This is a genomic window from Gordonia hydrophobica NBRC 16057, assembly GCF_001592365.1.
In the GTDB taxonomy this organism is placed as follows: domain Bacteria; phylum Actinomycetota; class Actinomycetes; order Mycobacteriales; family Mycobacteriaceae; genus Gordonia; species Gordonia hydrophobica.
Genome location: NZ_BCWU01000003.1, coordinates 139,955 through 160,342, shown reverse-complemented (window position 1 = coordinate 160,342; position 20,388 = coordinate 139,955). Strand labels below are relative to the sequence as shown.

Genomic DNA, 20,388 nt, shown 5'->3' with positions numbered 1-20,388 from the left:
GACAGGTGTCTGGACTTCGTTTCAACCGTAGAGTAACCTGCGTTACATGTCCACTCCCGTTTCGTCCGGCGTCGCACAGGAATCCACCCGTCGGCGCTTGAGTCCGCAGCAGGCCGAGAAGATCGCCACGATGGTCGACGTCGCCGTCGAGATCCTGGCGACCGGCGGTTACGACGCGCTCACCGTGCGCGACGTCGCGAAGCGATCGGGTATCGCGCCCGCCACCGCGTACACCTACTTCAGTTCCAAGAGTCACCTCGTCGCCGAGGTGTTCTGGCGGCGACTCAACGCGGGCGTGCCCGAGCCCGACCCGACGCTGGAGCCGTTCGAGCGCGTCGCGCAGGTGCTGCGCGGGGTGTCGATGGTCGTCGCGGGGGAGGGACAACTGGGTGGCGCCGTCACCGTCGCGCTGCTCGGGAACGATCCCGACTCCGAACACCTGCGGTGGCGGATCGGCGGCCTGATCCACGACCGCCTGGCCGCGGCCGTCGGCCGCGATCACCCCGACGCCGATCGCCTGATCGACGCGCTCCAAATGCTCTACGCCGGCGGTCTCGTCACCGCCGGCATGGGCCACCTGACCTACGAGGACACGTCCGAGCGGCTGGTCGCAGCCGCAGCCCTACTGATGGGACAGCCATGACCGTCACCGACCCCGGGGTGCACAGCAGCATCCCGTTCGATCCCTACGACTACGACTTCCACGAGGATCCGTACCCCACCTACGCACGGTTGCGGCAGCACGAACCCGTGTACCGCAGCGCCGACGGCGACTTCTGGGCCCTGTCTCGGCACGCCGACGTGGACCAGGCCTTCCGTGACAACGTTCGACTGTCCAACAGCTGGGGCGTGTCGATGGACGCGACGTCGTACAACGAGAACGCCGAGTACGCGATGAGCTTCCTGGCGATGGACGACCCCCGTCACCTGCGTCTCCGCAAGCTGGTGTCGACCGGTTTCACGCCGCGTCGCGTCAGCGAACTCGCGCCGCGCATCACCGAGTTGACTCGGAAACACTGGGAGCGCTGCCTGGAGATGGGGGAGTTCGACTTCGTCCACGACTTCGCCGGGCTGCTCCCGATGGACGTCGTGTCCGAACTCCTCGGTGTCGGTCCCGACGACCGCGCGTACCTGCGGACACAGTCCGACCTGCTGATCCATCGCGAAGAGGGTGTCACCGACGTTCCACAGGCCGCGATCGCCGCCTACCTGGAACTGCACCGCTACTACACCGACCTGCTCGCGGACCGACGACGGAACCTCGGCGACGACCTGGTCTCCGCGCTGATCCGCGCCGAGATCACGGGCGACGACGGCGAACGGGCCACGCTCACCGACCCGGAGATCATCGGCTTCATGATGCTCATGGTGGTCGCCGGGAACGAGACCACCACCAAGCTGCTGGCCAACTCCCTCTACTGGGGGCATCGCAGTCACGACCAGATCGAGCAGATCGTCGCCGCCGTCGGTGGCGGCGCCGATCCTCAGGAGAGCGTGGCGGACTGGGTGCAGGAGACGCTCCGGTACGACACCTCCACGCAGATGCTGCTTCGGCGCGTGCTCGACGACGTCGAGTACGGCGGCCATACCATCCCCGCGGGAGACCGCGTTCTGCTGCTGATCGGTTCGGCGAACCGAGACCCGGAGGTGTTCGGGGCCGACGCCGACGAGTACCGGATCGGTCGCGAGAGCAGCCGCACCATCCTCTCGTTCGGCCGCGGCACCCACTTCTGCCTCGGCGCGCACCTCGCTCGTCTCGAGACCGAACTGGGGCTCGCCGAGATCGCGCGCACAGTCCGCGACTTCGAAGTCGACCTCGCCGCCGCCGAACGCGTCCACTCGGTGAACGTCCGCGGGTTCGCGTCCCTCCCGATGAAAGTGCAGGCCCGATGATGCGTTTCCAACCACACCCGGACCGTCGTCCCGCGCTCGTCGTCGGCGCGTCGTCGGGCATCGGCGAGGCCACCGCCCGCGCATTGGCGGCCGCCGGGTATGCCGTTGCGCTCGGCGCTCGCCGCGTCGAGAAGTGCGCCGAGACGGCCGCGCAGATCGCGGCCGACGGCGGTGAGGCCGTCGCCGTCGCGCTCGACGTCACCGACGAGACCTCCGTCCGTGCGGCCGTCGCCGCCGCGGAGGAGTCGCTCGGGCCGCTGGAGGTCGTGGTGACGGGAGCGGGCGATCTGCAGATCGGCCTCGCCCACGAGATGTCCGTCGACGACTGGGGCGCGCAGATCGACGTGCACCTGGTCGGCGCCCACCGGGTGTACCGGACCGTTGCGCCCGCCATGATCGAGCGGCGTCGCGGCGACATCGTCTTCATCAGCTCCGACGTCGTCGCCCATCCCCGGCCGTGGTCGTCGGCGTACGTCGCCGCGAAGTACGGCATCGAGGGCATGGCCACGACGATCGGCCTGGAGCTGGAGGGCACCGGGGTGCGGACCGGCCTGGTCCGACCCGGGCAGACCCTCACCGGCATGGGCATGAATCTCGATCAGCAGAAGACCGAGGCGATGCTGAACGACTGGATCAAGTTCGGCCTCGCGCGCCACGGCAACTTCCTCACCCCCGACCATCTCGCGGCCGCCGTCCTGGCCATGATCTCGATGCCGCCGGGCGCCCACATGCGGTCCGTCGACGTCGAAGCCGAAGGCAAACTGACCGCGCCCACCCCGACTCCCCAGACCGAAGGAGCGTCCGCATGACCAAGACAGTCACCACCGGTGCCGACCCGACGTCGTCGATCCGCGTGTCCGGCGGCGAAACCGAACACGGCCATCTCGACGAACTCGCCACCGATCCGATCGGGCTGTTCCGTCGCGTACGCGACGAGCACGGCGAGGTCGGGATGTTTCAGCTCGCCGACCGGGAAGTCGTCCTGGTCAGCGGTGCGGCCGCCAACGAAGAGTTCTTCCGTGCCCCCGACGAGGTGCTCGACCAGGGGGCGGCGTACCCGTTCATGACGCCGATCTTCGGCGAAGGCGTCGTCTTCGACACCAGCCCCGAGCGGCGCAGCGAAATGCTGCACAACCAGGCGCTCAAAGGCGCGCACATGAAACAGCACGCGGTCACCATCCCCGACGAGGTGGAGCGGATGATCGCCGACTGGGGCGACGACGGGGAGATCGATCTGCTCGACTTCTTCGCCGAGCTGACGCTGTACACGTCGTCGTCGTGCCTGATCGGACGCAAGTTCCGCGAGGAGCTGTCCGGGCACATCGCGCACCTGTACCACGAACTCGAGAAGGGCACCGACCCCATCGCGTACGTCGACATGCACGCCGATATCGAGAGCTTCCGACGGCGCGACGCCGCGCGCGAGGAGCTCGTCGAGTTCATCGGCGGCGTGCTGGACCGTCGCATCGCGAACCCGCCCGCGGAGAAGGACGACCGCGACCTCCTCGACGTGCTGGCGATGCTGAAGAACGACGACGGCACCCGGATGTTCAGTCCGGACACCGTCACCGGGATCTTCATCTCGATGATGTTCGCCGGACACCACACCACGTCGGGCACCGCGGCGTGGACGTTGATCGAACTGCTGAAGCACCCGGAGTACCTGGCGGAGGTGGTGGACGAACTGGACGGCATCTACGCGCCCGGCATCGGGGAGGACGGGTCGACGGAGACGCCGCCGTCGTACAGCTTCGCGGCGATGCGGCAGATCCCGAAGCTCGAAGGGGCGATCAAGGAGGCGCTGCGGCTGCATCCGCCCTTGATCATCCTCATGCGCTTGGTCCAGGAGGACTTCGAGGTCAGCGGCGTCACGGTCCGCAAGGGCCAGTCGATCGCGGTCTCGCCCGCCGTCTCGAACCGATTGCCGGAGGACTTCCCGGATCCCGACGCGTTCGATCCCGCACGGTACGCCGAGCCCCGCCAAGAGGACCTCGTCAACCGATGGACGTGGATCCCGTTCGGCGCGGGCCGCCACCGGTGCGTTGGCGCGCAGTTCGCGATGATGCAACTCAAGGCCATCTTCTCGGTGCTGCTGCGCAATTACGAGTTCTCGCTGCTCCAAGATCCCGACAGCTACCGCAACGACCACTCCAAGATGGTCGTCCAACTGCAACAGCCGTGCCGCGTCGCCTACCGGCGTCGGCAGTCCTCGGGAGACGCGTGATGCGCGTCGTCGTTGATCTGGACCTGTGCCAGGGGCACGGCATGTGCGAGGTGGAGGCGCCCGACGTCTTCGAAGCCGGCCGCGACGCCGTCACCATTCTGAATTCCACCCCTGATGAATCGCAGCGCGCTGAAGTGGAGGCCGCGGTGCGTTATTGCCCGACCCAAGCATTGAAGATCGTGGAGGACTGACCGATGGCATTCGACCGTTCCGAACTGGACGAGATGAAACAGCGTTGGCTCGACGCCAACGTCGCAGCAGAGGAGGCGGGGGACTGGAAACCGCTCGCCGACTTCTACACCGAGGACGCCACCTACGGCTGGAACTACGGCCCGGAGAAGGACTTCATGGCCGTCGGTCGCGACGAGATCCGCGATTTGGCGCTCGGCCAGGAGATGGAGGGCCTGCAGGGCTGGGAGTACCCCTATCAGGCCTGGGTGATCGACGAGCAGACCGGCGACATGATCGGCCTGTGGCGGCAGGTCAATGAGGGTAAGCGGGCGGACGGGTCGCAGTACGGCGTTCACGGGATCGGCGGCAGCTGGTTTCGGTACGGCGGGAACTTCCAGTTCAGCTGGCAGCGCGACTTCTTCGATTTCGGAAACGTGTCCGCGCTGTTCCTGGAGATGCTGACCGACAAGGCGTGCAGCGACGGGATGCTGAAGCGGATCGAGAAGTCAGCGCCCGGCGATCTTCCCGGCTGGTATCCGCTGGGCCAGGCGCCGGTGGGTCTGTGGGAGATGCCGTGACACTGTCGCGGTTGAGCCACGACGAGCTGGCGACACTGCTGCCCGAGTCGCTGCTGTCGGGACAGTTGATCGACCGGTCGGGGATGGCCCATCTGATCGGCGCGTTCGGTCGCGAAGGCATGACGCAGGTGGCGATCGAGGAGTGGATGGCGGCGAGCCCGGTGTACACCGCACGGATGCGGGCCGCGCTCGGGATCGACGGCGACGGCGTCGAAGACATGTTCAAATGTCTGCAACTCGACATCGGGGCGCCGCCGCAGTTCATGGACTTCCGCTACCGGATCACCGACAAATACCACGGCGCCTTCGTGCTCGACCACTGCGGCGCGCTGCTGGACGTGGAGCCGATGGGCGACGACTACGTGACCGCGATGTGCCACGACATCGAGGACCCGACGTTCGATGCGACGGCCATCGCGACCAACCGGCGTGCGCGGATCCGGCCCGTGCACCGGCCGCCGCGCATGCCCGCCGATCGGACGCCGCACTGCGAGTGGACCGTGACGATCGAACCCGACCGGGACGAGCTGCCGCTGCCGAAGGTCACCGAGCCAGTCCTGGAGACGAGGGCGGCGGCGGTGGAGTTGAGCGTCATCGACCCCGACGAGGCTGACGGTCGTACGGACTACCGCGGGCCGCTCGTCGAAGATCTGGCGTTCGCCGAGTTCTCGACGTCCACGCTGATTCGGCTCGCGGAGGAGACGGCGCTGCAGCATCAACTCCTGGCGATCGGTTTCCTGCTGTCGGTGCTGCGTCGAACCGACCCCGACGCCGCGGACGACATCCTGGAGAAGCAGTTGATCGGCATCGCGGGCATCACCTCCGAGCGGCTCGCCGCCGCGCTGTTTGACGGTCGGTCCGACGCCGCGGCGCTGGCCGACGTGCTGAACGTGCACCCGGTGTTCGGTCCCGTCCAGTACACCGGCCTGGTTGCCGAAGTGGTCGATGACGGTGTGCGTGTGCGGATCCCACGCGATTCGTCGGCGGTCGAGGACGGTGCGTGGTTGCGCCTTCTGGCCCAGGGGCGCCTGGACGCGCTCCGCGCGGCGGTGCGCGCCGTCGACGACACGTGGGTGATCGAGTCCAGCACCCGGGAGAACGATGCGTTGGTGGTCACGATCGCGCGCGGTGAACCGCAGCCCGAATCGGGCGAGGTGGCGATCGTCCGCTTCTCGGGAGGGTCGTCCTTCACCTTCGCCGACCGGGGACCGTCGAAGGCCCTGCCGCTGACGGTGGTGTGAGTCGGCGGTGGTGTGAGGGAGTGGCCGCTCAGACGTCGAAGCGCGCGTCGGCCGTCGCGCGACCGAGGAGTCGGTCGCCGTCGTACATGCAGGCGTCGAAGATCGACAGGCGGCGGCCGAGCTTGACCGGGGTCACCTCGACGCGCACGTGCCGGCCGTCGACGACGGGGGAGCGGTGGAACTCGCAGGTGAAGTCGATCAACTGGTAGCCGCAGTCGGCGCGGACGTTGCGTTGAGCGCCGAACGAGCACGACTGCGCGAGCATGGCGGCGATCACGCCGCCGTGCATGCTGCCCATCAGGTTCGCCATCCACGGCGCGGTCGTGAACTCGGCGACCACCGCCCCGTCGTCCCGGCTCTCGACCAGGCGGCCGCCGAGGAGCTCGGTCAACGGGCCGTGCGGCAGGGTGGCGTCGATCAATCGTGCGGCGACCTCGGTGCCCGGCAGTGACGGGTCGAGCGGCGGCACCGCCGGGCGGGTGTTCGAGGCCGTCGGCGCGGGGAGAGTCAGGCCAGTGACGTCTGCGGTCACCGGCCGCCCCACCCGGACGTTGCGGGCGGTGCCCACGCAGACCATGTCCTCGCCGCGGGTGATCTGCACCGTGGTGGATCCGTAGCCTGCACCAGACATGGCGAGCTGTGCCGACGCATCGAGTCGGTCGGCGACGGTGAGTCGATGCAGCATCGACATCGACAGCCGCGCCTGCATGGACGTCGTCTCCGGGGCGGCGTGGTAGAACGGCAGGCCGCCGAGGTCGTCGAAGAGGACGGTCAGTGCGGGCAGTTCGATGAGCCCGCGATGATCGGTGAGGTCGGTGCCGAGGATCTGGACCAGCGTTCCGACCGGTGCGCCTGGTTCGCGGCCGACCGCGAACGCGGCGAAGGGATCGGTGGCGGCCTCGGCATACGTCGTCATACGTTCCTTGCTATCAGCAACTACGGTGGCAGGGGTAGCTCCGAACGCGCGGTGAGACCGGAACCACGTTTCGCGATCATGCGCGGCGAACTTCGGCGACATGGACGACCTGTGGGGTAGTCGATGTCGCCAACGTTGAGCGCGGTGGCGTGAACCCGACAGAAAAACAATCATGCGCGCTTGATTTGTTCGCGGATCCGTGTGACTCTGGTCGCATGGCGATCATCGACCGACTCGTACAGGCGCTGCAGGACGAATCCGAGGTTCTTGACGATCTCGTCGCGACCCTTCCCGACGATGCGTGGGCGACGGCGACGCCGTCGGAGGGGTGGACCATCGCGCATCAGATCGGTCACCTGCACTGGACCGACCGGGTGTCGTTGCTGTCCATCACGGACGAGGCGGCGTTCGCCGATCTCGTCGCGTCGGCGATGGACGATCCGATGGGCTTCGTCGACGCCGGAGCGGAGACCGAAGCCGCACGACCGCCCGCCGAACTCCTCGCCGACTGGCGCAAGACCCGAGGCAAGCTCGCCGGCGCCCTGCTCGCGGTGCCGGACGGCCGCAAACTCCTGTGGTTCGGGCCGCCGATGTCCGCAGCGTCGATGGCGACGGCCCGCCTCATGGAATCGTGGGCGCACGGACTCGACGTCGCCGACGCCCTCGGCGTCCCGCACCCCGAGGGTGACCGCATCAAGAACGTCGTCCACCTCGGTATCCGGACGCGCAACTTCGCCTACGCGGTCAACGGCATGGAGGCGCCCGCGGCGGAGTTCCGCTTCGAGATCACCGCTCCGTCCGGCGAGCTCTGGACCTGGGGTCCCGACGATGCGACGAACATCGTCCGCGGACCCGCCGTCGACTTCTGCGAGCTCGTGACCCAGCGCCGCCACCTCGATGACCTGGCGCTGGACGTGATCGGCGACGACGCGAATCAGTGGGCGGGGATCGCCCAGGCGTTCGCGGGGCCGCCCGGAGGTGGTCGGGAGTCGGGGGCTGCGCTGTGAGGCGGTCTCGATGCGCTCGCTCACTGCGTTCGCGGGCTTACTCGACCAGCGTGGGGGTGCGGGGGCCGGCTTACTCGACCAGCGTGGGGATGGCACCTGCGTGACGAACAACCTTGGAGGAGAACATGTCTGACGTACCCATCCGAATCGGCAACGTCTCCGGCTTCTACGGCGACCGGTTCAGCGCCGTCCGCGAGATGCTCGAGGGCGGAGAACTCGACGTCATCGTCGGCGACTACCTGGCGGAGCTCACGATGCTCATTCTGGGGCGCGACCGGATGAAGAATCCGGACCTGGGATACGCCAAGACGTTCCTGCGACAGATGGAGCAGAACCTCGGCCTCATCGCCGAGAAGGACGTCAAGGTGGTCGTCAACGCGGGCGGACTCAATCCGCACGGGCTCGCCGTCGCGCTGCGCGAGGTGATCGAGACGGTCGGCGTGGACCGCAGCGTGGCGTTCGTGAACGGCGACGACATCGTGGGCCGCGCCGATGAACTCGGCCTCGGCACCCCCATCGCGGCGAATGCCTACCTCGGCGGCTTCGGCATCAAAGCCGGCCTCGACGCCGGGGCCGACATCGTCGTGACCGGCCGCGTCACCGACGCCTCGCTCGTGGTCGGGGCGGCGGCGTCGTCGTTCAGCTGGGGCTACGACGACCTCGACCAGCTGGCGGGTGCGGTGGTCGCCGGCCACGTGATCGAGTGCAGTGCGCAGGCCACCGGCGGCAACTACTCGTTCTTCACCGAGATCGCCGACATGCGCAAGCCCGGCTTCCCGATCGCCGAAGTGTCCGCCGACGGCTCGTCGGTCATCACCAAGCACGACGGCACCGGCGGCGCCGTCCTCGTCGGCACGGTCACCGCGCAGCTCCTCTACGAGGTCGGCGGACCGCGCTACTACAACCCCGACGCCACCGCGCGCATCGACTCCGTCGAGCTGACCCAGGAGGGTGTCGACCGGGTCCGGATCAGCGGCGTCAAGGGCGAGGCGCCGCCGACGAACCTCAAGGTCTCGCTGAACCACCTCGGCGGGATCCGCAACGAGTTCGAAGTGGTCCTCACCGGCCTGGACATCGAGGCCAAGGCGGCCCTGTTCCAGGAGCAGTTCGAGGCCGCGTTGCCCGAGCAGCCCGCCGAACTGACGTGGGAGCTCGCCCGCCTCGACCGCGCCGACGCCGACACCGAGGAACAGGCCAGCGCGTTGCTCCGCTGTGTGGCCCGCGACGCGGATGCGAAGAAGGCCGGCCGCCAGTTCAGTGCGACCGCCGTCGAGCTCGCGCTCGCCAGCTATCCCGGATTCACCCTGACGGCGCCGCCCGGGAACGGGGCACCATACGGAGTGTTCGAACCCGCCTACGTCGACGCCGCGCTGGTGCCGCACCGAGTCAATCAACCGACAGGCGTCACCGAGTCGATCGAGCCGTCGCCGCTCCGCACCACCCCGATCGCCGACGAGAGCGTGCCGTCGACGGAGACGACGACCGACTGGGGCGCGACGGCCGACGTCCCGCTCGGGACGGTCGCCGGCGCCCGATCGGGCGACAAGGGCGGCAGCGCCAACGTCGGCCTGTGGGTGCGCACCGACGACGAGTACGCCTGGCTCGACGAGACGATGAGCATCGACAAGCTCAAGGAACTGCTCCCCGAGGTCGCGGACCTGACAGTGCACCGCTACCCGCTGCCGAACTTGCGGGCCGTCAACTTCGTGATCGAGGAGGTGCTGGGCCGCGGCGTGGCGGAGAACGTGCGTTTCGACCCACAGGCCAAGGGGCTCGGCGAGTGGCTGCGGTCCCGGGTGGTCGCCGTCCCCACCTCGTTGCTCCCGACCGAAGGGAAGTGATCCGTGCCCATCGCCAGCGACATCTGGGACTCCCCGGAACGCCGTGAACTCCGCGCCACGATCGCCGGATTCGCGCGGCGTCACGTCCTGCCGTTCCAGAACGAGTGGGAGCGCGACGGCCTGATCCCGCGTGAGACCCATCTGGCCGCCGCCGAACTCGGGCTGTTCGGGCTCGGCGTCCCGGAAGAGATCGGCGGAAGCGGCGGCGACCTCATCGACGCGTCGATCCTCGCCGAAGAACTGCACTACTGCGGCGTGGCGGGCGGCGTGTTCGCCTCGGTGTTCACCAGTGGGATCGCGCTGCCGCACCTGATCGCCGCCGGTGATCCGGATCAGATCGCCGCGTGGGTCACCCCGACGCTCGAAGGCCGGAAGATCGGCAGTCTGGCGATCACCGAGCCGGGCGGCGGCAGCGACGTCGGCCATCTGCGAACCACCGCTCGGCGCGACGGCGACCACTACCTCGTCAACGGCGCCAAGACCTTCATCACTTCCGCCGTGCGCGCCGACTTCGTGGTGACCGCGGTGCGCACCGGGGGCGACGGCGCCGCCGGCGTCTCGCTGCTGGTGATCGAGAAGGGCACGCCCGGCTTCGAGGTGACGCGCAAGCTGGACAAGATGGGCTGGCTCAGCTCCGACACCGCCGAACTCTCGTTCACCGACGTCCGTGTCCCGGCCGCCAATCTCGTCGGCGTGGAGAACTCCGGGTTCGCGCAGATCGCACAGGCTTTCGTCAGCGAACGCGCCGCGCTCGCGGTGCAGGCGTACGCGAGTGCGCAGCGCTGCCTGGACCTCACACTCGACTGGGTTCGTCAGCGTGAGACGTTCGGCAAACCGCTCATCGCCCGCCAGTCGGTGCAGGACACCGTCACCGAGATGGCCCGCAAGATCGACGTGGCGCGGACGTACACCCGCGCGGTGATCGAGCGCCGGGCCCAGGCGGCACCCAATGACGATCTGATCGCCGAGATCTGCTTTGCGAAGAACACTGCGGTCGAGGCGGGCGAATGGGTCGCGAACAAGGCCGTCCAACTGCACGGCGGCATGGGGTACATGCGGGAGTCCGAAGTCGAGCGCCAGTACCGCGACATGCGGATCATCGGCATCGGCGGCGGCACCACCGAGATTCTGACCGGCCTTGCGGCCAAACGATTGGGGTACCAGGGATGACCATCATCCGGAGTAAGGTCGACACCTCCGCGGCGGAGTTCGCCGCGAACGTCGAGGCGATGAACAGCAAACTCGCCGAGCTCGACCTCGAGTTCCGCAAGGTCCTCGCGGGCGGCGGTGAGAAGTACGTGGAGCGACACCGCAAGCGCGGCAAGATGACCGCCCGCGAACGCATCGAGCTGCTGATCGACGAGGACTCACCGTTCCTCGAGCTGTGCCCGCTGGCCGGATACGGTTCGCAGTTCACCGTCGGCGCGTCGGTCGTCGTCGGGATCGGCGTGGTGGAAGGCACCGAGTGCTTGATCGTCGCCAACGATCCGACCGTCAAGGGCGGCACCTCCAATCCGTGGACGCTCCGCAAGATCCTGCGCACCAACGACATCGCGAGTCAGAACCGGCTCCCGGTGATCTCCCTCGTGGAGTCGGGCGGCGCCGACCTGCCGACGCAGAAGGAGGTCTTCGTCCCGGGCGGGCGGATGTTCCGCGATCTCACGCGCCTGTCCGCCGACGGCATTCCCACGATCGCGCTGGTGTTCGGCAACTCCACGGCGGGCGGTGCGTACGTTCCCGGCATGAGCGACCACGTCGTCATGATCGACGGTCGTTCCAAGGTGTTCCTGGGCGGTCCGCCGCTGGTCAAGATGGCGACCGGTGAGGAGAGCGACGACGAGGAGCTCGGCGGCGCCAAGATGCACGCCCGTGTCTCCGGTCTCGGCGACTATCTCGCCGCGGACGAGCAGGACGCGGTTCGGATCGGTCGACGGATCGTCGCCCGGCTGAACTGGCAGAAGCAGGGACCGGCGCCGATCGGGGCAGCGAATGGACGCGTGGAGATCGTCGAACCGCGGTACAGCCCGGACGAGTTGCTCGGGATCGTCCCGCCCGATCTGAAGATCCCGTTCGATCCGCGCGAGGTGATCGCGCGCGTGGTCGACGACTCCGACTTCGACGAGTTCAAGCCGGAGTACGGGCCGTCGTTGTGCACGGGGTGGGCGCGCATCCACGGCTACCCGGTCGGCATTCTCGCCAACGCGCAGGGGGTGTTGTTCTCCGCGGAATCACAGAAGGCGACGCAGTTCATCCAGTTGGCGAACCGCAGCAACACGCCGCTGCTGTTCCTGCACAACACCACCGGCTACATGGTCGGGAAGGAATACGAGCAGGGCGGCATCATCAAGCACGGCGCGATGATGATCAATGCCGTCTCGAACTCGACGGTCCCGCACATCTCCGTGCTGATCGGCGCCAGTTACGGCGCAGGTCACTACGGCATGTGCGGTCGGGCGTACGACCCGCGCTTCCTGTTCGCGTGGCCCAGCGCCAAGAGCGCCGTGATGGGTGCCCAACAGTTGGCAGGCGTGATCTCGATCGTGTCCCGCGCCGCCACGGAGGCCCGCGGCGGCACCGTCGACGAGGAAGCCGACGCGGGCATGCGCGCCATGATCGAAGCACAGATCGAAGCGGAGTCGGTCCCGATGTTCCTGTCCGGGATGCTGTACGACGACGGCGTCATCGATCCGCGCGACACTCGCGCGGTGCTCGGCCAGTGCCTTTCCGCCATTGCTTCCGCCCCGGTCGAGGGCACCAGCAACTTCGGCGTCTTCCGGATGTGAGGAACCTGCACATGAGTAATGCCATCACCCCGAGGACCGTCACCAGCGTGCTCGTCGCGAACCGCGGCGAGATCGCCGGCCGAGTCTTCGCCACTTGTCGCGCGATGGGGTTGAGCACCGTCGCCGTCTACTCCGATCCCGACGCCGATGCGCCCCACGTGCGGGCTGCCGACGCCGCGGTCCGACTGCCGGGCGCCACCTCCGCCGAGACCTATCTGCGCGGCGACCTCATCATCGCCGCCGCGCAGGCGGCCGGCGCGGACGCGATCCACCCCGGCTACGGATTCCTGTCGGAGAACGCCGAGTTCGCGCAGGCCGTCACGGAGGCGGGACTGGTGTGGATCGGTCCGCCGCCCGCAGCGATCCGCGCGATGGGCTCGAAGGTCAACGCCAAGGCACTCATGGAGGGCGCGGGCGTCCCGGTCCTCAAAGACATCGATCCCGAGGCCGTCACCGCCGACGATCTGCCGCTGCTCATCAAGGCTTCCGCGGGTGGCGGCGGCCGCGGCATGCGCATCGTCCGCAGTCTCGACGATTTGGCCGACGCCGTCGCGGCGGCGCGTCGCGAAGCCGAGTCGGCGTTCGGCGATCCAACGGTGTTCTGCGAACCGTACATCGAGCGCGGACACCACATCGAGGTGCAGGTGATGGCCGACGAGCACGGTCGGATCTGGACCGTCGGGGAGCGGGAGTGCTCCATCCAACGGCGCCACCAGAAGGTGATCGAAGAGGCTCCGGCACCGCTGGTCGAGCGGATCGGTGGCGACCTGCGCGAGCGGCTGTTCGACGCCGCACGCAAGGCGGTCGAGTCGATCGGCTACCGCGGAGCGGGCACCGTCGAGTTCTTGGTGGACGCCGGGAGCGGAGCGAGCGGGTCCGAGAACAGCAGCGACGACGTTCGCATCTTCTTCCTCGAGACCAACACGCGGCTGCAGGTGGAGCACCCGGTCACCGAACTGACCACCGGCGTCGACCTCGTCGAACAGCAGCTTCTGGTCGCGATGGGCCACCCCCTCGGCGAGGCGCCGGCTGCTGCGGAGACGGGCGGTGTGGGGCACGCGATCGAGGTCCGGCTGTACGCGGAGGACCCGGCGCACGACTGGCAGCCGCAGTCCGGCACGATCGCCCGCATCGACCTGCCCGCGACCACCCGGTTCGGGCTACTGGAGCGGACCGGCATCCGCGTGGACTCCGGAATCGTCGACGGCAGCGAGATCTCCACCTTCTACGATCCGATGCTCGCCAAGGTGATCTCGTGGGCGCCCGATCGGACGCAGGCGGCGGCCATCCTGGCGCGGGCGCTCGCCGACGCGCGGATCCACGGGCTCGTCACCAACCGCGACCTGCTGGTCAACACACTGCGCGAGAAGGACTTCCTCACCGGCGAGACCGACACCGGGTACCTCGACGAGGAGCGGGTGGGGCGACTGTCGAAGCCGCTCGCGGGCGACGGCGCCGACCTGGTCGCCGCGATGGCGGCGGCACTCGCTCAGTCGGCACGCAATCGTGCCGACGCTCGTGCGGTGCCGGGCGCGCCGTCGGGGTGGCGCAACCTGTTCTCCGACTATCAGAACAAGCGGTACGTCGCGGCCGACGGCACCGAGATCGACGCGCGGTACCGGATCGGTCGGGAGGGCGCCGTCGAACTGCCCGATCTCGACGACGTGGACGTGGCGTCGGTGACGTCGGACGTCGTGGTGCTGGTGCGAGGAGGCGTCGCCCGTCGTTACTCGGTCAGTGTGGTCGGCGATCAGGTGTTCGTCGACTGGCACGGCGCCTCGGTCACGCTGACCCGCGCGCCGCGCTTCGTCGACCCGGCCGCCGTGCAGCGCCCCGGCTCGCTGCTCGCACCGATGCCCGGTTCGGTCATCCGCGTCGCCGTGGCCGAGGGCGATCGCGTCACCGCGGGTCAGCCGCTGTTGTGGCTGGAGGCGATGAAGATGGAGCACACCATCTCGGCTCCGGCCGACGGCGTGGTCTCCGTGCTCGCCGTCGACGAGGGCCGCCAGCTCGCCGTGGGCGACGTCCTGGCCGTCATCACCGACGACGAAGACGCGACCGCGCCGGTCGAGTAAGGCCGACCACGCTCACCCACCGTAGAACCCCATTCCGAAGGACGTACCCATGAGCTTCATCGAAACCGAAGAGCAGACCGCACTCCGCGAAGCCGTCGCGGCGCTCGTCAAGAAGTACGGACACCAGTACTTCACCGACTGCGCCCGCCAGGGACGCAAGACCGACGAGCTCTGGAACGAGGCCGGTGAGCTCGGGTTCATCGGCGTCAACCTGCCCGAGGAGTACGGCGGCGGCGGAGCAGGCATGTACGAGCTCTCGATCGTCATGGAAGAGCTCGCCGCCGGTGGCAGCGGGCTGCTCATGATGGTGGTCTCACCCGCGATCTGCGGCAACATCATCGCCCGCTTCGGCACCGACGAGCAGAAGCAGCGCTGGATCCCCGGCCTCGCCGACGGCTCCATCACGATGGCGTTCGGCATCACCGAACCCGATGCCGGCTCCAACTCGCACCAGATCACCACCACCGCCGCCCGCGATGGCGACGAGTGGGTCCTGAACGGGCGCAAGGTCTTCATCTCCGGCGTCGATCAAGCGCAGGCCGTGCTCATCGTGGCGCGCATGGAAGACGCGAAGACCGGTCGCCTCAAGCCCGCGCTGTTCATCGTGCCGACCGATGCGGACGGTTTCGAAGCCCAGGTGATCGAGATGGAGATGGTGAACCCTGAGAAGCAGTTCACCCTGTTCCTCGACAACGTCCGGCTCCCGTCCGACGCCCTCGTCGGCTCTGAAGACGCCGCACTCAGCCAACTGTTCGCCGGGCTCAACCCGGAGCGCATCATGGCATCGGCGTCGGCGGTCGGCATGGGTCGGTTCGCGCTCGACCGCGCCGTCGAATACGCCAACGACCGCACCGTGTGGAAGACGCCGATCGGTGCCCATCAGGCCGTCGCGCATCCGCTGGCGCAGGGCAAGATCGAACTCGAGATGGCCAAACTGATGATGCAGAAGGCCGCCACCCTCTACGACGCCGGCGACGACTGGGGCGCCGCGGTCCCCGCGAACATGGCGAAGTACGCGGCAGGCGAGGCCGCGGCGAAGATCGTCGACCAGGCGGTTCAGACGCTCGGCGGCAACGGGTTGACCGTCGAATACGGACTGGCCGCGATGCTCCCGCTCTCCCGCCTCACGCGCATCGCGCCCGTCAGCCGCGAGATGATCTTGAACTTCGTGGCGCAGACGTCGCTGGGTCTGCCGAAGTCGTACTGATCTTCGTTCGCTCGGTGCGGCCGGGCTCGGCGGGCAAGACTCCTCCTCGGCAGTCCTCGCTCCTCGGCTAGCGCCTCGTCGCTGCGGAGAGCTCGTCGGAGTCTTGCCCGCCGAGCCCTCGTACCAGCGGTCAGTTCGTTCGGCTTCCGCAGCGCTTGGCGGCACTTTGCTTCCAGCGTTTCTTCGCTTTTCTTGCTGGTCGAGTAGGCGGGGACGGAGTCACCGGCGTATCGAGACCGCCGCGGGCAGGGTCGGCATTCACCATCGTTTAGGAGTTCCCATGACGAACGACATTCTCGTCAAGACCGGCGTCGACGCCGCCGTTCTCACCGTCACGCTCGACTCGCCGTCGAACCGCAATGCGCTCAGCTCGGTGCTCGTCGCGCAATTGCAGGAGGCGTTCGACGCCGCCGCCGATGCGGCGATCCGCGCCGTCGTCCTCACGCACACCGGCGGAACGTTCTGTGCGGGTGCAGATCTGGGGGAGGCGCTCAAGCGCGGCCTCAGTCCGGAGGAGGCGACGGCCGAAGGCGGGAAGGCGATGGTCGGACTCATCCGTACCATCCTCGAGCTCGACAAGCCGGTGATCGTCGTCGCCGACGGCCACGTCCGGGCGGGTGGCACCGGTCTGGTCGGCGCGGCGGACATCGCGCTGGTCGGACCGAAGGCGACGTTCGCGCTGACCGAATCGCGGCTCGGCCTGGCGGCGTCGATCATCTCCATCCCGCTGCTGGCGAAGATGACGGCGCGTTCCGCGGGCCGCTACTTCCTGACCGGCGAGAAGTTCGACGGCGCCGTCGCGCAGCAGATCGGTCTGGTGACCGCGGCGTCCGACACCGCGGACGACCTCGCCGCGGAACTCGACAGCGTTCTCGAAGGCATCCGCAAAGCCTCTCCACAGGGGCTGTCGGTCAGCAAGAAGCTCACCACCGCGGCCTTGCTCGACGGGTTCGAGGAGGCTGCGTCGGCGCGCGCGCAGGAGTCGATGGCGCTGTTCGCGTCCGATGAGGCGCGCGAAGGCATGACGGCCTTCCTCGGGAAGCGTCGCCCGTCGTGGGACACTAGTCGACCGTGAATGCCCCGCTCCGAGAACCACAGCAGGACCGGTCCCGCGCGACGCGGGAGCGGCTCCTCGCCGCGACCGTCGAACTGCTCGCCACGCGCGGGTGGGCGGCGACGACCGTCGCGAGAGTGGCCGAGGAGGCCGGAGCCTCCCGCGGTGCCGCACAGCACCACTTCCCGACGCGCGAGGCCCTGTTCACCGCCGTCATCGAGCAGATGTACGACACCATGACCGCCGACGTCGGGGCGGCTCTCGCCGACCTGCCCTCCGGCCCGGATCGCATCGCCGCCGTCGTCGATCAGGCGATCGAGATCTACACCGGAACACGGTTCAAAGCGGCCTTGCAGGTGTGGTCGGCGGCGGCCTCCGACGAGACGCTCGGCGACGTCATCCGCCCCCTCGAGGCGAAGCTCGGTCGGGCGGCGCACAAGCTCGTCGTCGCCGGACTCGACCCCGACGGCACGCGGCCGAATGCGCACCGGCTCGCGCAGATCACCCTCGACCTCGCGCGCGGCTTCGGTCTCGCCGACACACTGACCGACGACTCGAAGCGCCGGGCGGGCGTCGCAGCGGCGTGGGTGGAGCAGTTGACGGCGGCGTTGGGCTGAGGCGCTGTTGTCGTGCTCGTTCAGACCGGCTGCCCACGTTGGTCGAGTGCTGCATGCAGTGATCGAGACCGTCGTGAGCGCCGCTGGCATCAGGGCGTTGCGCCTCCATCGTGCGGTGATCTCGGAGCTTCTCCGGTGGATTTCACGCCGCAGCCGACTCCAGGCTCGCGGTCTAGCATCACCAGTTCTCGTGACACTGACTGCAGTGACCGCGGCTATCGCCGGTCACCGGGAATGAATCGTCTGGTGATACTCGTGGGTGGATCTACGTCATTTGACGTATGTATCCGGGTTGTGGATGTGTTCGGCTGGTGGAATAGGCACTGGACGGTGTCCTGGTGGCGTTGAGGAGAGACCGGTATGGATGGTTGGGGTTCGTTGCTGCGGTTGTCGGTGAGGCGGTCGTCGGTGATCGGGTTCAGCGCGGTGTTGGCGGCGTCGGCGGCGGTGTCGGGTGTCGGTGAGGCAGGTGCGGCGCCGAGCTGCGAAGTCGACGGCGGTAACCGGGCCTGCACGTTCGCTCCCGGTTACAGCGGGACGTACACCTTGCCGGGTGGCGTGAGTGCGGTGACGCTGACTGTGGTGGGTGGGAACGGGGGCAACAACTTTTCCGGTGAAGGTGCAGGCATGGGGACTGTGGTGTCGGGGACGCTGTCGTTGACCGGATCGTGCGAGATGACCATCGTCGCGGGGACGAACGGCGCTGATGCGTCCTACGAGATGCGCGGTGAGGGAGGCAAGGGCGGGCTCGGCCCCGGTGGTGACGGCGGCGAAGGCAGCGGATATGACCGGAACGGTGGCGGCGGGGGCGGCGCGTCGACGGTGACGGTGGGGTCGACGGTCGTCATTGCCGGTGGCGGCGGTGGTTCGGGTGTGTTGAGTCATGCTTCCGGCGGATCGAACGGCGGGGATGGAGGAGGCCTGGGCGGTGGTAAAAGCGGAGGTCATGGCGGGGCCGGCGGTCAGGCACAGCATGACTCGCCGGGGGCGGCCGACGGTCATGGTTCGGTGGGTGCTGCCGGCGGCGACGGCGCCGCCGGCGATTTTGGCGGTGGCGGCGGCGGAGGCGGTGCCCACGGTGGTGGTGGCGGCGCATCGGTCGAGGACCTCGGAGGAAGTGTGGACGGGGGTGGCGGCGCGGGCTCGTCGCAGTTCCCATCCGGATTCACCGCGACGGCGTCGAAGGGGCAGCCAAGGGTGACGTTGACGTTTGCCGATCAATCGTCGAACGGGTCGACGTGCGGCAGTGCGGGCAACGGATCGGTTGGTTTCGGGTCGTCGGATTCGGGGTTGGTGAACTTCGGTTCTTGAAGCAAGAAGGATTTCTGAAGTGTAGATCGCAGTGTGCGGTCGCCTGTGTGGACCAGTTGACGGCAGCCCTGGGCTAAGACCCGAGAGTGGGGTCAGAGATCCTGGTCCCAGCGGACAACGGACCCGAGGATGTCGGGGAACTTCTTCTCCGCGTACTTCAAGTAGTCACTGATGTGCTCGTTCATCGCTTCCATCGAGGTTGCGGCATCACGTTCACTCATCGCCTTGAAAATCGACTCGTGGGCGAGAAGTGTCGCTTTCCGACGGGGCTGCGGAAAGTCCATCCCGACGATCGTGCCGTTGGTGACCTCCAACAGCGAATCGGCCAGATAACCGAGCAGGGGGTTGTCGGTCGACCACGCGATGATGTCGTGAAACTCCTTGTTGGCCTCGAGGAATGCTCTGCGGTCGCTCTGCAACGCGACCTTCATCCGCTCCACGGTGGCGCCGACCTCCGCGAGACGCTCATCGGAGATGTTGGCAGCAGCGAGTTGGGTGATCACCGGTTCGATGCTGAGCCGGGCTTCGAAGATCGACCGCAGTGGCGCATTCCGCAACTGCATCAGCAATACGAACGCCCCGGACAGAAACGCCCCGGTCGGCTCCTGCAGCACGGGTCCACCGCGCGGTCCGGGCTTCATCACGACGACGCCCTGGAACTCGAGAAGACGCAGTGCCTCGCGGAGCGTGCCACGGCCGATCTGATACTTCTCGACCATGATCTTCTCGGAGGGCAGGAGATCGCCGGGGCCGAGACCGGCGTCGAGCGCCTCTTGGACGATCTGCTGGCTGACCACGACGGCGGCTTTCGGCGACCGCGCCGGGCCGGTCAACGCCGACCTCCAGACCTCTGCAAAAAACTGCCGCTGCGCACTCGACTGCCCCCTCTGGCTTGCATTTCCGCACCGCACAGTCTGCGAAGCGGGTGGAACATGACCGACATCACCGTACTACCGGGGTCTGGATCTCAGCCTAGATGAGCCTTCATCGACGGATGCGCACACCTGGTGATCCACCCGCATGATTGGGAGGATGATCCCCTTCCGTCGTGCCGCCGACGCCAACCGGTGGAGGTCGGCGAGGGCAGGAGGCGAGACGATGCGCGGGTCTCCGGACCGGATGCGAAGACCCGCGCGGAATGTGCCGTCTCAGTGATCAGGCGACGGTGACCTCGTGCATGTCGACGGTCGCTCCGGCCGCTGCGAAGTTGGCCATGTCGGCGCTGCCCGCCTGCCCTTCGGGAGAGCTGAGTGCGCTGATCGCGACCTCTTTCGAGGGAAAGGTCAGGACACCGACGACGAAATGGGTGGGCTCGGTGCCGTCGAGCGTCTCGCACACGCCCCATTCAAACGACGTGACTCCGGGCATCGTCCTGGTCAGTGGTGCGTGGACGGTCCGATAGTGGTCGAGGAACTGCTCCGGATCGGCGGGGTGGTTGTAGTTGACGGTGATACGAAACATGAGTCGCTC

The 20,388-nt window shown here is 67.9% G+C and carries 19 protein-coding genes; 16 read left to right on the top strand and 3 right to left on the bottom strand.

All coding sequences use genetic code 11. The features are described 5' to 3' along the window. The first annotated feature begins 46 nt into the window (after nt 1-46). From GH2_RS06565 to GH2_RS06535, 7 genes are read left to right on the top strand one after another with little or no spacing between them, the layout of a single operon-like run. Nucleotides 47-643, top strand: coding sequence for a TetR/AcrR family transcriptional regulator (locus tag GH2_RS06565; protein ID WP_066164772.1), 597 nt, complete (start codon nt 47-49; stop codon nt 641-643). After that, nucleotides 640-1,893, top strand: coding sequence for a cytochrome P450 (locus GH2_RS06560; protein WP_066164769.1), 1,254 nt, complete (start codon nt 640-642; stop codon nt 1,891-1,893). The genes GH2_RS06565 and GH2_RS06560 overlap by 4 nt, the downstream gene beginning before the upstream one ends. Beyond that, complete coding sequence (locus tag GH2_RS06555; RefSeq protein WP_066165469.1) at nt 1,893-2,702, top strand: SDR family oxidoreductase; 810 nt, start codon at nt 1,893-1,895, stop codon at nt 2,700-2,702. Before GH2_RS06560 ends, GH2_RS06555 begins: the two co-directional genes overlap by 1 nt. After that, nucleotides 2,699-4,117 carry a cytochrome P450 gene (locus GH2_RS06550; protein WP_066164766.1) on the top strand — a complete coding sequence of 473 codons (1,419 nt, stop codon included), beginning with the start codon at nt 2,699-2,701 and terminating at the stop codon, nt 4,115-4,117. The genes GH2_RS06555 and GH2_RS06550 overlap by 4 nt, the downstream gene beginning before the upstream one ends. Continuing rightward, a complete protein-coding gene (locus GH2_RS06545) occupies nt 4,117-4,308 on the top strand; it encodes a ferredoxin (protein ID WP_066165466.1) in 192 nt (63 codons plus the stop codon). The genes GH2_RS06550 and GH2_RS06545 overlap by 1 nt, the downstream gene beginning before the upstream one ends. A 3-nt stretch (nt 4,309-4,311) precedes the next feature. Continuing rightward, entirely contained in the window at nt 4,312-4,866 is a 555-nt protein-coding gene (locus GH2_RS06540) for a nuclear transport factor 2 family protein (protein ID WP_066164763.1), read from the top strand. After that, nucleotides 4,863-6,107, top strand: a complete 1,245-nt coding sequence (locus GH2_RS06535; protein WP_244885324.1) for a hypothetical protein — start codon at nt 4,863-4,865, stop codon at nt 6,105-6,107. Before GH2_RS06540 ends, GH2_RS06535 begins: the two co-directional genes overlap by 4 nt. Before the next feature lie 28 nt (nt 6,108-6,135). Here GH2_RS06535 and GH2_RS06530 read toward each other — a convergent pair whose 3' ends face one another. Beyond that, nucleotides 6,136-7,023: a PaaI family thioesterase gene (locus tag GH2_RS06530; protein ID WP_066164756.1), complete on the bottom strand. Its 888-nt coding sequence runs from the start codon at nt 7,021-7,023 to the stop codon at nt 6,136-6,138. 215 nt (nt 7,024-7,238) lie between these two features. On the opposite strand from GH2_RS06530, the gene GH2_RS06525 reads away from it, so the two are divergent. The 9 genes from GH2_RS06525 (at nt 7,239) to GH2_RS21580 (ending at nt 18,918) form a co-directional block, all read left to right on the top strand. Then, nucleotides 7,239-8,030 (top strand): TIGR03084 family metal-binding protein, encoded by a 792-nt coding sequence (locus GH2_RS06525; protein WP_066164753.1) that lies wholly within the window; start codon nt 7,239-7,241, stop codon nt 8,028-8,030. 125 nt (nt 8,031-8,155) lie between these two features. Then, nucleotides 8,156-9,871, top strand: coding sequence for an acyclic terpene utilization AtuA family protein (locus tag GH2_RS06520; RefSeq protein ID WP_066164749.1), 1,716 nt, complete (start codon nt 8,156-8,158; stop codon nt 9,869-9,871). A gap of 3 nt (nt 9,872-9,874) precedes the next feature. Next, nucleotides 9,875-11,041, top strand: coding sequence for an acyl-CoA dehydrogenase family protein (locus tag GH2_RS06515; RefSeq protein ID WP_066164746.1), 1,167 nt, complete (start codon nt 9,875-9,877; stop codon nt 11,039-11,041). Further along, nucleotides 11,038-12,654, top strand: a complete 1,617-nt coding sequence (locus GH2_RS06510) for an acyl-CoA carboxylase subunit beta (protein WP_066164743.1) — start codon at nt 11,038-11,040, stop codon at nt 12,652-12,654. The genes GH2_RS06515 and GH2_RS06510 overlap by 4 nt, the downstream gene beginning before the upstream one ends. An 11-nt stretch (nt 12,655-12,665) precedes the next feature. Then, nucleotides 12,666-14,729 carry an ATP-binding protein gene (locus tag GH2_RS06505; protein ID WP_066164740.1) on the top strand — a complete coding sequence of 688 codons (2,064 nt, stop codon included), beginning with the start codon at nt 12,666-12,668 and terminating at the stop codon, nt 14,727-14,729. Nucleotides 14,730-14,778: 49 nt separating this feature from the next. After that, complete coding sequence (locus tag GH2_RS06500; protein WP_066164737.1) at nt 14,779-15,936, top strand: acyl-CoA dehydrogenase family protein; 1,158 nt, start codon at nt 14,779-14,781, stop codon at nt 15,934-15,936. 280 nt (nt 15,937-16,216) lie between these two features. Continuing rightward, nucleotides 16,217-17,011, top strand: coding sequence for an enoyl-CoA hydratase family protein (locus tag GH2_RS06495; RefSeq protein ID WP_066164734.1), 795 nt, complete (start codon nt 16,217-16,219; stop codon nt 17,009-17,011). Next, nucleotides 17,008-17,607, top strand: a complete 600-nt coding sequence (locus tag GH2_RS06490; protein WP_066164731.1) for a TetR/AcrR family transcriptional regulator — start codon at nt 17,008-17,010, stop codon at nt 17,605-17,607. Before GH2_RS06495 ends, GH2_RS06490 begins: the two co-directional genes overlap by 4 nt. A 360-nt stretch (nt 17,608-17,967) precedes the next feature. Then, nucleotides 17,968-18,918, top strand: a complete 951-nt coding sequence (locus GH2_RS21580) for a hypothetical protein (RefSeq protein ID WP_066164728.1) — start codon at nt 17,968-17,970, stop codon at nt 18,916-18,918. A 92-nt stretch (nt 18,919-19,010) separates the two neighbouring features. Here the strand turns inward: GH2_RS21580 and GH2_RS06480 are convergent, their stop codons facing one another. Both GH2_RS06480 and GH2_RS06475 read right to left on the bottom strand, forming a co-directional pair. Beyond that, nucleotides 19,011-19,751, bottom strand: a complete 741-nt coding sequence (locus tag GH2_RS06480; RefSeq protein ID WP_066164725.1) for a FadR/GntR family transcriptional regulator — start codon at nt 19,749-19,751, stop codon at nt 19,011-19,013. Nucleotides 19,752-20,073: 322 nt separating this feature from the next. Further along, complete coding sequence (locus tag GH2_RS06475) at nt 20,074-20,379, bottom strand: EthD family reductase (RefSeq protein ID WP_066164722.1); 306 nt, start codon at nt 20,377-20,379, stop codon at nt 20,074-20,076. Nucleotides 20,380-20,388 lie beyond the last annotated feature (9 nt).